Here is a 13792-nt window from a genome sequence, read left to right as displayed (position 1 = left end):
CTCCACAATTGCCAGGGTTGACGGGGACGGGCCGCCGAGGGCGGCGGCCCCTGCGGTGCACGTTATTTGAACATATGGATTATCTCAATTTCCAGGCCAGGTCGGAGAGGAACAGGTCGTGCTCCAGGCTCTCCACCGTGGTGTCCTTGGTGATGTGGACAAACTCGATATCCAGCATGTTGGCCCAGTCCTTCATCTGCTCCGCCGTTACGTCATAGCTGAGGACCGTATGGTGGGCTCCTCCGGCGGTGATCCAGCACTCCACGCCGGTGGTGAGGCTGGGCTCCGCCTGCCACATGACACGGGCAACAGGCAGATTGGGCATGGGCAGGATGGGCTTGACGCAGTGGATATCCTGGCAGATCAGCCGCAGGCGGCCCCCCATGTCGATGAGGCTGACCACAATGGCGTCGCCCTCCTTGCCCTCGAACACCAGCCGGGCCGGGTCCTCCCGGCCGCCGATGCCCAGGGGATGAACCTCAATCCGGGGCCGGTCCGCCGCCACGGAGGGGCAGACCTCCAGCATGTGGGCGCCCAGGCNGTACTCCTGGCCCTTCACCAGATGGTAGGTGTAGTCCTCCATGAAGGCGGAGGCTCCGTTGCCGCCCTCGCCCATGGCTTTCAGGATAGTGGTCATAGCGGAGACCTTCCAGTCGCCCTCGCCGCCGTAGCCGTAGCCCAGGGCCATCAGGTGCTGGGAGGCAAGGCCGGGAAGCTGCTTCATGCCCCAGAGGTCCTGGAAGGTGTTGGAGAAGGCCAGACAGCCCTCGGCATCCAGCATCTTTTTCATGNCGATCTCTTCCCGGGCCTGATAGCGGACGGTTTCCAGATCATCGGTCGCGAAATCGTAGCTGGCCTTATAAGTTTCCATCAGGGCGTCGACCTCGGCCTCGGTGACCCCGTCCATCACCTTGACCAGGTCGCCAACAGCCCAGGTGTTCACCTGCCAGCCCAGCTTGGCCTGGACCTCCACCTTGTCGCCTTCGGTGACGGCCACTTCCCGCATATTGTCTCCAAAGCGCATGACCTTCATGGACTTGGAAACGGCCACGCCCACGGCGGCCTTCATCCAACTCCCGATGCGGGCCTGAACCTCCTCATCCTGCCAGAACCCGGCGATGACCTTCCGCGGCTTTCTCAGACGGGCCCCGATGAAACCGTGTTCCCGGTCGCCATGGGCGGCCTGGTTCAGGTTCATGAAGTCCATGTCGATCTCCTCGTTGGGGATCTCCCGGTTGTACTGGGTGGCAAAGTGGCACCAGGGCTTCCGGAGGTCCGCCAGGCCGTTGATCCACATCTTGCTGGGGCTGAAGGTATGGCACCAGGTAATCACTCCGGCGCAGGAATCCTCGTAATTGGCCTCTTTGCAGACCTGGGCAATTTCCTGATTGGTCTTGGCGGTAACCTTATAGACCAGGGGATAGGGCAGGACGGCGCTCAGCTTTTCCGCCATCTCGGCGACCCGGGCGGCCACGGTGTCCAGCACCTCGGGGCCATAGAGGAACTGACTGCCGACAACAAACCAGAACTGATACTGTTTCATGGATTTTCCTCCTTACAGATGTTCCACAGCGGCCCGCTCCACCTCGAGCAGAGCCTTGTACCGCCGGATGTATGTGTTGAAGCCCTCCGCCAAGGCGGCGCTGGGCTGAACGGTGGTCCCGGCGGAGCCGGCGAAGACCCGTTTGCCCCGGAAATCCTCCAGGCGCTCGCCCTCCGCTTTTCGCAGCATATAAGCCGCCAGCAGGGCCATGCCGTAGGGGCCTCCCTCTCCCGCCGTCTCCATGCAGGCAACGGGGGCGCCGCAGGCGGCGGCCAGGTAGCTTTGTCCCACCACCGGCGTTTTGAACAGGCCGCCGTGGCCCGTCAGGGAGTCAATGGCCACCCCCTCTTCCGCCAGAATATCCATGCCGATCTTCAAGGTGGACATGGTGGCGTAGAGCTGGGCCTTAAAGAAGTTCGCCAGGGTGAAATTTGCCTCCGGCGTCCGGNCTGCCAGGGGACGGCCCGCGTCCATATGGGTGACGCCCTCCCCGGCCAGGTAGTTGCACACCAGCACGCCGCCGCAGTCCGCTTCCCCTTCCAGGCTCTNTTCATAGAGCTTGGTGTACAGCTCGCCGGAGTCGGGATTCGCGCCGAACAAACGAGCCGCCTCCCCCAGGACGTTTACCCAGGCGTTGGTGTCGTTGGTGCAGTTGTTGCAGTGGACCATGGCCACCGGGGCGCCGGCGGGGGTGGTCACCAGGTCAATCTCCTCATAGACCTTCTCAAGGGGCTTCTCCAGAACGACCATCGAGAAAATGGAAGTTCCGGCGGAGACGTTGCCCGTCCGGGGGGCCACGGCATTGGTGGCGGTCATGCCGGTGCCCGCGTCTCCCTCCGCCGGGGCGAAGGGGATTCCCGGGACCAGCAGACCATCCAGCAGGGCCGCGCCGGATTCCGTGAGCATCCCGGCGGACTCTCCCGCCGTCAGCACCTTCGGGAGGAGATTCTCCAGCTTCCAGGGCAGGGCCTCCACCTTCGGCAGGGCGCTGAATTTCGCCAGCATCCCGGCGTCATACCCCAGGGCGGCGCTGTCGATGGGAAACATGCCGCTGGCCTCCCCCACTCCCACGGCGTTCACGCCTGTAAGCATGTAGTGGACATAGCCCGCCAGGGTAGTAATGTGGGCGATTTGGGGAACGTGGGCTTCTCCGTTCAGCACCGCCTGATAGAGGTGGGCGATGCTCCAGCGCTGGGGGATGTTAAAGCCGAACAGCTCCGTCAGCTCCGCCGCCGCCGGGCCGGTAATGGTGTTCTGCCAGGTGCGAAAGGGGGTCAGAAGCTTCCAGTCCTTGTCGAAAGCCAGATAGCCGTGCATCATGGCGGACACGCCCATGGCGGCGATGTCCTCCCGGCCCTCCACCTGGGACAGGGCTGTTTTCAGCCCTGTNCAGACCTCCTCCAGGGGGTAGGTCCAAACGCCGTTTTTATAGCGGGAGGCCCAGGTGTAGTCCCCGGAGGAGACGGGCTGAAACCCCTCGTCGATAGTCATGGCCTTGATGCGGGTGGAGCCCAGCTCAATGCCCAAACAGGTTTTCATCTCGTTCCCTCCTTACTGCTTGGCGGTATTCTTCCGCAAAAGCACGATGCTTTGAATCACCAGGAACAAACAGAGCATAGCCGCCACGGTGATGTTGGACCACCACGCCTCGTCAAAGCCCAGGNAGNAGACGATGCGCTTGATGGTGTTCAGGCTCAGGACGCCGAAGAAGGTGCCCGCCACGTTGCCCACGCCGCCGGTGAGCAGGGTCCCGCCGATGATGGAGGAGGCGATGGCGTTCATTTCGTCTCCCGCGCCGTTGGCCACGTCGCCGCTTCCCACATGGAGGAAGTAGAGGATGCCGCCCAGCCCCGCCAGAAGGCTGCACAGGATATGGGCCAGGAATTTGGTCCGGCGCACGTTGATGCCCAGCATGTTGGCACTCTGGTTGTTGCCGCCCACGGCGTAAAAGCTGCGGCCCAGCTTCGTCCAGCGCAGGAGGCAGAAGAGAAGCACCACCGCCAGCAGGGCAATGACCACGCCCACCTCCACATAGGCCGGGATGTACTGGCCCAGCTTATTGGGGGCACCTAGGCCGGGAACGGTGATACGGGTGTCCTTTACCGCCAGGAAGCCCTCGTTGGTCACCCGGATAGGCTCCTTGCTGACGATGGTGGTCATGCCCTTGGCGAAGAACATGCCCGCCAGAGACACGATGAAAGGCTGAATCTCCAGATAGGCAACAAGATACCCCTGGACCAGCCCGAAGGCCAGGCCGATGCCAAGGCCGATGAGAAGGACCGTGAGGACGCTGCCGCCCTGCTGCTCCAGATTCACCGCGCCGGCCATGCACACCAGGCTTGTGACCGCGCCCACGCTGATGTCGATTCCCCCTGTGATCATGACGATGCTCATGCCGCAGGACAAAACGATCAAGGAGGCGTTGTTGTTCAGGATGTTTAGGAAGTTGTGGGGCTTGGTGAAGCCGCCGCCCAGAAACACAACGGCGGACAGATACAGGGCGAAGAAGACCAGGACCGTGATGGTGAGCAGCAGATTGGTATCGCTCATAGACGCCCGGGCCTTGATCCGTCCCTGCTTGTCAACGGCAATTCCTTTCGGCATGTCAGGACACCTCCTTCGCAGCCTTGACAGGCGCTTTTTTCATGCTGGAGAGCTTCTCCCGCACCACCGGGGCGCTGAGCACCACCAGCAGGATGACCACCACCGCCTTGTAAGCGGGCAGGNCTGTGGAGGGCACCTCATACTAGTAGAGCGTGGTGGTGAGGAACTGGATGACATAAGCGCCCAGGATGGAGCCGTAGATGTTGAACTTGCCGCCGGAGAGGGCGTTGCCGCCCAGGGCCACCGCCAGGATGGCGTCCATCTCGATGTTTTCCGCGATGCGGGAGTAATTGATGGAGCCGCTGCGGCTGACCCGGATGAAGCCCGCCACCGCCACGCATACGCCCAGAATCACATAGGTGAGCAGCTTAATGAGCTTGGGGTCCAGGCCGTTGAGGCGGGAGGAATTGGCGTTGATGCCCACAGACTGGGTGTAGAGCCCCAGAGTGGTGAATTTCAGCACCAGCCAGAACAGCAGAATCACAAACGCGGTGATAAAAATAGGCGTGGNGACAGGGNTGCCNGGCAGGAAGCTCCCCGCGTATTTGAAGGAGATGTCGTTCATAATGGGCAGCTGGTTATTATTGATCCAGGCGGCAATGGAGCGGCCGGCCGTGAACATAATCAAGGTAGCCACCATGGGCTGAATCTTGAAGTAGGCCACCAGGGCGCCGTTGAACGCGCCGAACAGGGCGGTTACCACGATGCCGATGAGGACGGCCAAAAGCAGCGGCATCTGGAGGGTATCGGCGGTAACCTGCCCGCCGCAGACCATCCGCAAAATGACGCTTCCCGCAATGGCCATCGTCGCACCCACGGAGATATCCTGTCCGCCGGAGGAGGCGGTCACCAGGGTCATGCCGATGGCCAGAATCACCAGCTCCGAGGCGTTGTCCAGCACGGAGATGATGTTCCCGCTGAGCACCGGGTTGCCCAGGCTGTTCTCCTTGATGGAGACGGCGAAGAAGGACGGGTCGGCAATCAGATTAAACAACACCAGCAGGGCCAGCGCCGCAAAGGGGATAAAGAGCTGCTGCCGGACAAGCCGCTTGAAAAGGCTCTCACCGGGCTGCTTCAATTTGGTCTCGGGGTTCTTTACCGGCGTCATCATTCGTCACCTCCCGCAATGGTCGCCATAATCTTTGTCTGGGTGAGGTCCTCTCCCGAAAGCTCGCCCACCGCCTTCCGGTCCCGCATGACGATGAGGCGGGAGCAGGTGCGCAGCATCTCGTCGATCTCCGAGGAGATGAAGGTGGCGCTGGTACCCTTCTCCGCCAGCCGCAGGACCAGCTTTTGAATCTCGATTTTTGTGCCGATGTCGATGCCCCGGGTGGGTTCGTCCAGAATCAGGTATTTGGGGTCCGTGAGAAGCCACCGGGCCAGGATGCACTTTTGCTGGTTGCCGCCGGAAAGGGACTTGATGGGAGTATCCGCCGAGGCGGTCTTGATCTCCAGGAGCTTGATGTAATTGTCGGCGAAGGCCTCCGCCTGGGCCCGGGAAATGGGCCGGAAGAAGCCCTTCATCACCTGATAGGCCAGGATGATGTTCTCCCGGACGGAGAGGTCGCCCACAATGCCGTCGCCCTTGCGGTCCTCGGGCAAGTAGCCGATGCCAAGCTTCATGGCGTCCAGCGGCTTTTTGATTTTGACCTCTTTGCCGTCCATTTTCACCGTGCCGCCGGTGACGTGGTCCGCGCCGAAAATGGCCCGGACGCACTCGCTGCGGCCGGAGCCCAGCAGTCCGGTGAAGCCGTTGACCTCCCCCCGGCGGATGGAGAAATCAAAGGGCTTGATGCCCGCGCTGCTGCAAAGGCCCTGCGCCTCCAGCACGGGAGCGCCTTCTCNGCTGATCGCCTCGCCGCCGGACTCGCCCTTGATGTCGGCCATGTCGTCCAGCTCCTTGCCCAGCATTTTGCTGACCAGCTGGACGCGGGGCAGGGCCTCAATGACGTACTCGCCCACAAGCTGGCCGTCCCGGAGGACGGTGATCCGGTCGCAGACCTCGTAGACCTGCTCCAGGAAGTGGGTGACGAAAATGATGCCCACGCCTTTCGCCCGCAGATCCCGCATGAGGCCGAAGAGCTTCTGCACCTCCTGTTCGTCCAGGGAGGAGGTGGGTTCGTNCAGAATCAGCNCCTTGCACTCCATATCCACCGCCCGGGCAATGGCCACCATCTGCTGCACGGCGATGGAGCAGGTCCCCAGCTGCTGGGTGGGGCTGGCGGGAATGCCCAGGGACTCCAGGATCTTTCCCGCGCCGCTGTTCATCTTCCTCCAGTTGGTGACCGCCCCTTTTGTGCGGCCGATATACATGTTCTCCGCTACGCTCAGGTTGGGACACAGGGTGATCTCCTGATACACCGTGCTGATGCCCGCGTTCTGGGCGTCCTGGGGGGAGCGGATGACTGCGGGCCCGTCCACGCCCTCAATGTGGACCTCCCCGCCATCCTTGGGGTACACGCCGGTCAGCACCTTGATGAGCGTAGATTTTCCCGCGCCGTTTTCTCCCATCAGCGCGTGGATTTCCCCCTTCCGCAGGGTGAAATCCACATCCTGAAGGGCGCGCACGCCGGGGAAGTACTTGCAGATGCCCCGCATTTCCAATACCGCGCCTTCCTGCATAGGGATTCGCCTCCATTCTTCAAATCGACAAGCGGCACGCGGCGCGGCTGCCATGCCGCGCCGCGTGCCGGGTCACGTGATGTTACGATTCGGACTATTTGAAATCAGGTGCCGTAGGTGTCCACATCGGCCTGGGTGAGGGTATCGCAGTCGAAGCCCTGCTCGGGGGTGTAGATAATCTTCTGAGCGGGGGCATTGCCGGCGGCCAGGTCCTTGATGATGCCGTCGACCGTGTCCGCCTGGAGGGGGTTGCACAGGCCCATGTAGTTCCAGCTGCCCTCCAGCACCGCCTCAAAGGCCCACTTGTCGCTGTCGAAGCCCATGACGATGACATCTCCGTCCTTGCCGTGGGTGATGCCCGCGGCGTCCAGAGCGGCCACGGCGCCCCGGGCCATGCCGTTGTTTTCCGCGTAGATCACATTGAAGGGTTTGCCGGAGTCAATCACGGACTGGGTGATGGTGCGGGCGGTGGCCTCGTCCCAGTCGGCGGTCTGCTGGGTCACATAGTTCCAGTTCCCCTCGGCGGCGACCTTCTCGTCCAGAGCGCCGGTGCGGCCNAGCTGGGCGTCGGAACCCATGTGGCCCTGGATGTGGATGATGTTGTACTCGTCCAGGCCCTGGGCGGCCAGCCAGTCCACGGCGGTCTTGCCCTCGGCGGGCATGTCGGAGACGACGGCGGCTACGTACATGCTCTCGTCAGCTTCCAGCATACGGTCGAAGAGGATGACCTGGGTGCCGGCGGCCTGGGCGTCCTGAAGGACGGTGTCCCAGCCGGTGGTGGAGGCGGGGGAGAGGAGCAGGAAGTCCACCTCGTCCTGGACCATCTGCTGGGCGGTAGCGATTTGCTGGGCCGCGTCGTTGTTGTTGTAGAAGGTGGCCTTGTAGCCGTTTTCTTCGGTGAAGGTCGCCCGCATGGCCGCGTCGTTGGCGGTCCGGTATCCGGATTCATTGGGGTCGTTGTTGATGACGCCGACGGTGATCAGCTCGCCGGAGGCGTCGGCGGGCTCCTGGGCGTCGGAGCCGGTATCCGCCGGGGCAGAGCTGCCGCTGTCGGCGGGAGCGGAATCCCCGCCGCCATTGCCGCCGCCGCAGGCGGCCAGAGCCAAAACCATGCACAGGGTCAGCAGGAGACAAAAGACTTTCTTCATAACCAATTCCTCGCTTTCAAATTTTGGGTTCGCGCCGGACGGCCGTCCGGTTTCCGTAACTGCATTAAAAACGATTCCTCTCGCAAAGTCAATACGTTTTTGGTCATTATACCCACTTTTGTATGAGTAAATAGGACAAATTTTATACATTGTGACAGATAGTGATACAAATTTTGATCTTTTCGGAGAAACAATTTCTCTTTAAGTTGAAAATTTTATGATTTGTCTTATAGATTCGTTTGTTTTCTTCTGATTTTCAAAAGAGCAGGGCAAATTTTTTCCTCCGGCAGATTGCCCAACTTTCAAAAAACAGTTGATTTTCTTTTGGTAAAAGGTAAAAAATTTTGCCCGCCAAACCGGAGTCCGACAGACGCGGCAAAAGAATTTGTGTTTTCTTTTGAACAAAGCGACAAAGTTCCAAAAAGTATCAACCTTTATTTTGGGCAGATTACCATTGACTCTTGGTATAATAAAAGCAATCCATGACGGGAGGAGGCGCAGGCATGGCGGCAAAATACCAGCTTCTGGCAGACAAGCTCCGGGAGGAGCTGGCCCGGAACAGCGGGCGGCCCGGATATAAGCTGCCCACAGAGCAGGATCTGAGCCGCCAGTACCATCTAAGCCGCCAGACCGTCCGCCACGCCCTGTCCCTCCTGGAGGAGGAGGGGCTGATCCAACGGCGGCAGGGCAGCGGCTCCTATGCCACCGGCCTCCTTCCCGGGGCGGCGCCCCGGCAGATCGCCGTGGTGACCTCCTTCCTGGACGATTACATATTCCCCGCCATTCTCCACGACGCCTCAGACGTCTTCTCCAGACAGGGCTACTCCACCGCCGTCTACGCCACGGAAAACCGGGTNAGCGCGGAGCGGGAAATCCTCCTCCGCCTGCTGGAAGAGCCGGTGAGCGGCCTTCTGGTGGAGGGTTCCAAAACCGCCCTGCCCACCCCGAACGCCGACCTCTACCAGCGCCTTCTCCAGACGGGCACGCCCNNCGTCTTCCTCCACGGCGCTTACGCCGGACTGGAACGGGTTCCCTGTGTGTCGGACGACAATTACGGCGGCGGCTATCAGCTGGTCCGCTACCTGGCGGGACGGGGCCACCGGGAAATCGCCGGGATTTTCAAGAGCGACGACGTACAGGGCCCCCAGCGCTACCATGGAGCCGTCTCCGCCCTCCGGGACGCGGGGCTGTCCATTCAGGACGGGCGCTTCGCCTGGTACGATACCGAAGACCGCCGCCATCTTTTGGAGAAGCGGGACGGACGCTTAATGACCGATTTTCTCCAGAAACGGCTGGAGGATGCCACAGCGGTAATCTGCTACAACGATGAAATCGCCTATCACCTGATCCAAGCCCTGNTGGAGGCGGGCCGCCGGGTGCCGGAGGATGTGGCGGTGGTCAGCTTCGACAACAGTTACCTCAGCCAGCTGGGCCCCGTGCCTATCACCTCCCTCAGCCACCGCAGCCGCATGGGCCGGGTGGCGGCGGAGCAGATGATCGGCCTTCTGCTGGGCGAGGCGGCCCGGTCGAAATCCCTGGAATGGGNACTGGTGGCGCGAAGCAGCGGATAATTGGACAAAAGGGCCGGGAACGGATGCTGGCATCCGTTCCCGGCCCTTTCTCAGTATTCCCGGCTTTCAATCAGCGCCTTGGTCAGGTTCTCCGNGGTNAAGGTTTGTTCCTCCACATAAGAATGCTTANCCGGCGTTCGGCCCGCCTCCATGTCCTGGATCACCGTCTCCACCAGCGGCCCCAGGAGGGGGTTGCACTCCACCGCCAGGGCGATCCTTCCGTTCAGGCACTCCGCCAGCGCCCCCCGGGTGGCGTCGAAGGTGATGACGCTCACGCCCTCCCGGCCGCAGGCATATCCCCGTTCCTCCAGGGCCTGAAGGGCTCCAAAGGCAATGTTGTCGTTCTCGCAGTAGACCACGTTGATATCCCCGCTCCCNGGCAGGGAGGAGAGGTATTCCGTCATGACCTCATAAGTTTTGGCCTGGGTGAAATCCCCGTCCAGCTGGGTCAGCAATTCCCAATTCTCGTGAGCCTCCACGGCCTCTTCCAGCGCCGCCGTGCGGCCAAGCTGGGCGGTAGAGCCCAAGGTTCCTTGAATGTGGATGATGCGGACAGGGCNCTCCGCCTCCCGAAAGGCGTCCTCCATCCAGGCGGCGGCCAGCCTCCCCTCCTTTAAAAAGTCGGAGCCAATGTGGGCGGCATAGAGGCTCTCGTCTCCCACGTCCGCCATGCGGTCCACTAAAATGACGGGGATCTCCGCCTNCTTCGCCTCTTGGAGCACGGAGTCCCAGCCGCTTTCGCTGATGGGNATCAGGACGATATAGTCCACCTGCTGCTGAATAAATTTTCGGATGGCGGTAATCTGGTTTTCCTGTTTCTGCCGGGCATCCTCGAACAGGAGGCGGTAGCCGCGCTCCTCGGTGAACACCGCCTTCATCGACTCGGAATTCGCCACCCGCCAGTCGGACTCCGCCCCTACCTGGCACATGCCGATGACCGTCAGGTCCTCATTGGACGAATCGCCCTGGGGATTCATCCCGGCTCCGCAGGCGGAGCCGAATAAAAGGCTCAAAGCCAGCAGCGCCGTCAGGAACGCGCGTTTCATGCTTCCTCCTTTCCCCGGCGGGGAATCCGCACCGTCACGGTGGTTCCCGCGCCCTCCCGGCTGGAAAGCGTCAGCCCATAGGGCGGGCCGAACAGCAGCCGCAGCCGCTCGTGGACGGTCACCAGGCCGAAGCCCACCCGTTCCCCCTTCTCAATCGCCCGGTTCAGCTCCTCCAGCCGCGCCGCGGTCATCCCAGCGCCGTCGTCCGTAATCTGGAGGAGCACGGCCGCTCCCTCCGCCTGGCTGGCAATGCGGATGCAGCCCCTGCCCCGCTTGCGCTTGATGCCATGGTACAGGGCGTTTTCCACCAGGGGCTGGAGGGTCAGCTTGGGCAGGCGCGTCTCCCGCAGGGCGGGGTCCATCCGGATGGTGTAGTCCAGGATGTCCTTGTAGCGGGCCTGCTGGATTTGAAGATAGCTGCGGACATGCTCCTCCTCCTCCCCCAGGGTGATGATATCCTCCCCCCGGCTGAGGGAGTGGCGGAAGAAGTTGGAGAGGTCGGAAACCATCTCCACCGCCGCCTGGGGCCGGTTCGCCTCAATGAGCCAGATGATGGTATCCATGGTGTTGTATAGAAAATGGGGATTGATTTGGGCCTGGAGCAGCGCCAGCTCCGCCTTGCGGAGGCTTGCTTGTTTCTGAGTAGTCTCCTGGATTTGGGCGTTGAGCCGGGCGATCATCTGCTCCATGCCCTCGCTGAGGGTCCGAATCTCATAGGTTTCCGAGCGAACCGGCTCCCGGACCGTCAGGTCGCCTCCGATAACGTCCTCCGCCCGGCGGCTCAGGTCCACCACCGGCTGGGCCACGGAGCGGCTCAAGTGGACGCTGTAGCGGACCAGCAGCGCGATCAATACGGCGGACAGGAGCAGCACCAGCAGAATTTCCGCCGCCATCTGCCGGGAAATCTGCTGCTGGAGCAGGTTCAGCTGCACCGACTCATAGTAGAGGTAGTTGTACATATATTCCTGAATCAGGGCGGTGAGGACGTAGACGTTGTTTTCCAGCTGCATCTGCCGGCTGTCATAGCTTTGGGTTTGCTCAATCTGGTAGATCTTCTCCTCCAGATTTTCGCACAGGTCCAGCACGCTGGTGACGNCCTGGAGGCTGTCCTTCTGGCTGGTGCTGTCCAGCAGGTCCTTCGCCAGGGCCTGGGCGTCCTGAACCTCCTGGATGGGCAGGCCCTCGGAATACCGGCTTTCGATGACGTAATAATACATCTTGAGATCGATGTTTTCCTTGAAATCCTGGTTGAACTCCGAGGTGGTGGTCACATTGTAGAGGAGGTTTTTGTACTGGCTGTTGTAAACCAGCGCCAGCGCCAGTGTCACCGCCAGGACCGCCGCCATGAAGCTGCAGGACACCACCGCCATGCGGCGCATCCGGCTCTGGATGGAATCCGGGCGGCTCATGAGCGCTTTCCTCCCCGGTAATCCCGGGGCGTGCAGCCCTGGGTCTTTTTGAACAGGAAGCTGAAATAATGGGGGTCCTTATATCCCACCGCCGCCGCCACCTCGCCGGAGCGCTTGTCCGTGGTGCGGAGCAGCTCCTTGGCCCGGTCCATCCGTTTCCCGGTGACATATTCGGTGAAGGTGGCCCCGATCTCCTGGCTGAACACCGCCGAGAGGTAGTTGGCGGAGATGTTCACCTCCCGGGCTACCTGGTTCAAGGAGAGGGATTCCTCGGTAAAGTGGTTGTCAATGTAGGCCATCGCCTGCTTGAGAAGCTGGCGGCACTGGCTGCTGGACGCCTGGTCCCGCAGCTCCACCATCCGCAGCAAAATGGCGGAGAAATAGCTTTTCAAGTCCGCCGCCGTCACGTTCCTCCCCACCAGGTCCAGGCAGGTCAGGGGCGCGAAAGCCTCTTGCCGTCCCACGCCCAAAGAGGCGGCGAAGCGGTCCGCCGTAAAACGGACGGAAAGCATAAGGTACTGGCAAAACGGCTTGGACCCCAGGGCCTCTTCCACGCTGTGGATGTATTTGTCCGTGAAACTGGGAATTTCCTGGGCGCTGGCGCTCTGCATCACGCCCAAAAGGATGGCCGGGTCCACCTTGCCGGCGTCCAGCCGGTCCAGCTGGCTGTTCCCGCCGCCGGTGCCGGTGAGAAAGCTGACGGAGTCCGCCGTCAGCACATGCTGCTGGGGCAGGATGTGCCGGTAGGCCCAGAGGCGGGAGACCTCCTCAAAGCAGGCGGGCAGGGTGCTGAGCCGCTGGGTGGGGCGGCCGATGGCCACATACCAGTTCTGCTCCGGCGCATAGGCGGCGTATTGGCTCCGCACCGTCTCCACGCAGCGCCGGGCCAGCTCCTCCATTCGGGCGGTCTCGCCCTTAAGGAGCACGGCATAGGTGGTCAGGTTCCAGCGCAGGAGGATGTATTCCGGGTATTTCAGAAAATGCTCCAGCAGGGCGTCCCGCAGGCGGGCTCCCGGTTCGGAGTAGACTTCCGCCGAGCCGGAGGACTCCGGCAGAACGGAGAAAAAGGCGATGGTATAGCACTGGGCCCGGAGGTCGATGTCCAGCTTGGCCGCAGACNNATAGATTTCCTGGACGNAGNGCTGCCCGNCCANNCCCNNCTCGAAGAAGACCCGGCGGGTGTACTGCTCGTACTCCTCNGCCTNCTGGTGGAACTGGGCCAGATAGCTCCGGTNGGCCCGTTCCCCCTCGATCTTCTTCTTAAGCTCCTCCAGCACGTCCAGCAGGGCTTTTTTCGTGATGGGCTTTAAAAGGTACTGGTCCACACCGATGCTGATGGCCTGCCGGGNATACTCAAAGTCGTCGTAGCCGGAGATGATGATGATTTTCATCTCCGGAAATTCTCGCCGGACCAGCTCGCTGAGGGCCAGGCCATCCATAAAGGGCANNCGGANNTCCGTGATGAGNACGTCNGGTNTCAACTGGCGGATAAGGGGCAGGGCCATCTCCCCGTCCCCGGCCTCCCCGGCGAAGGTATAGCCATATTGGGCCCAGGGCACGGTGTCCCGCAGGGTTTCCCGGATGATGCTCTCGTCCTCAGCTAAAAATACGCGCAGCATGATGGTCCCCCTCCGCATCGCCGCTCGGTGCGCTCCGGCTGTTTTATTTAGGATACCATATTCTGCCGTGGAATTCTACAAAAGATTTTTAAGGAAGCACTGATTAAAGCCGGTAAAAGCCAGGCAAACAGACGAAGGCAGTGGAAACGTCTCATAAAGGACCATATTGGGGGATGAATTCCTCGCTTTTCCAGTCCTAGCCCGGCCGAAGGGCGCAAAAACCTTAGGCG

General features: G+C 61.5%; 10 protein-coding genes. 1 reads left to right on the top strand and 9 read right to left on the bottom strand.

The genetic code is table 11. The annotated features are described in order from the left end of the window. Positions 1-79 precede the first annotated feature (79 nt). From araA to JX325_RS06760, 6 genes are all read right to left on the bottom strand, one after another. Positions 80-1543, bottom strand: a complete 1464-nt coding sequence (gene araA, locus JX325_RS06785) for an L-arabinose isomerase (protein ID WP_204790397.1) — start codon at positions 1541-1543, stop codon at positions 80-82. A gap of 12 nt (positions 1544-1555) precedes the next feature. Then, positions 1556-3082, bottom strand: coding sequence for a xylulokinase (locus tag JX325_RS06780; protein WP_204790396.1), 1527 nt, complete (start codon positions 3080-3082; stop codon positions 1556-1558). A 12-nt stretch (positions 3083-3094) separates the two neighbouring features. After that, positions 3095-4147 (bottom strand): ABC transporter permease, encoded by a 1053-nt coding sequence (locus JX325_RS06775; RefSeq protein WP_204790395.1) that lies wholly within the window; start codon positions 4145-4147, stop codon positions 3095-3097. Positions 4148-4289: 142 nt separating this feature from the next. Continuing rightward, entirely contained in the window at positions 4290-5258 is a 969-nt protein-coding gene (locus JX325_RS06770; protein WP_374220593.1) for an ABC transporter permease, read from the bottom strand. Next, complete coding sequence (locus tag JX325_RS06765; protein ID WP_204790394.1) at positions 5255-6769, bottom strand: sugar ABC transporter ATP-binding protein; 1515 nt, start codon at positions 6767-6769, stop codon at positions 5255-5257. The genes JX325_RS06770 and JX325_RS06765 overlap by 4 nt, the downstream gene beginning before the upstream one ends. 104 nt (positions 6770-6873) lie before the next feature. Then, complete coding sequence (locus JX325_RS06760; RefSeq protein ID WP_204790393.1) at positions 6874-7917, bottom strand: substrate-binding domain-containing protein; 1044 nt, start codon at positions 7915-7917, stop codon at positions 6874-6876. 503 nt (positions 7918-8420) lie between these two features. On the opposite strand from JX325_RS06760, the gene JX325_RS06755 reads away from it, so the two are divergent. Beyond that, positions 8421-9488 carry a GntR family transcriptional regulator gene (locus JX325_RS06755; RefSeq protein WP_204790392.1) on the top strand — a complete coding sequence of 356 codons (1068 nt, stop codon included), beginning with the start codon at positions 8421-8423 and terminating at the stop codon, positions 9486-9488. A 50-nt stretch (positions 9489-9538) separates the two neighbouring features. Here the strand turns inward: JX325_RS06755 and JX325_RS06750 are convergent, their stop codons facing one another. The 3 genes from JX325_RS06750 to JX325_RS06740 form a co-directional block, all read right to left on the bottom strand. Next, positions 9539-10534, bottom strand: coding sequence for an ABC transporter substrate-binding protein (locus JX325_RS06750; protein ID WP_204790391.1), 996 nt, complete (start codon positions 10532-10534; stop codon positions 9539-9541). After that, positions 10531-11943, bottom strand: coding sequence for a sensor histidine kinase (locus JX325_RS06745; protein ID WP_204790390.1), 1413 nt, complete (start codon positions 11941-11943; stop codon positions 10531-10533). Before JX325_RS06745 ends, JX325_RS06750 begins: the two co-directional genes overlap by 4 nt. Next, positions 11940-13562 carry a helix-turn-helix domain-containing protein gene (locus tag JX325_RS06740; protein WP_204790389.1) on the bottom strand — a complete coding sequence of 541 codons (1623 nt, stop codon included), beginning with the start codon at positions 13560-13562 and terminating at the stop codon, positions 11940-11942. The genes JX325_RS06745 and JX325_RS06740 overlap by 4 nt, the downstream gene beginning before the upstream one ends. Positions 13563-13792 lie beyond the last annotated feature (230 nt).

It is taken from the genome of Oscillibacter sp. CU971, from assembly GCF_905219725.1.
GTDB lineage: Bacteria > Bacillota > Clostridia > Oscillospirales > Oscillospiraceae > Oscillibacter.
The sequence above is the reverse complement of the archived record's forward strand: the minus strand, read 5'-3'. Positions and strand labels throughout refer to the sequence as shown.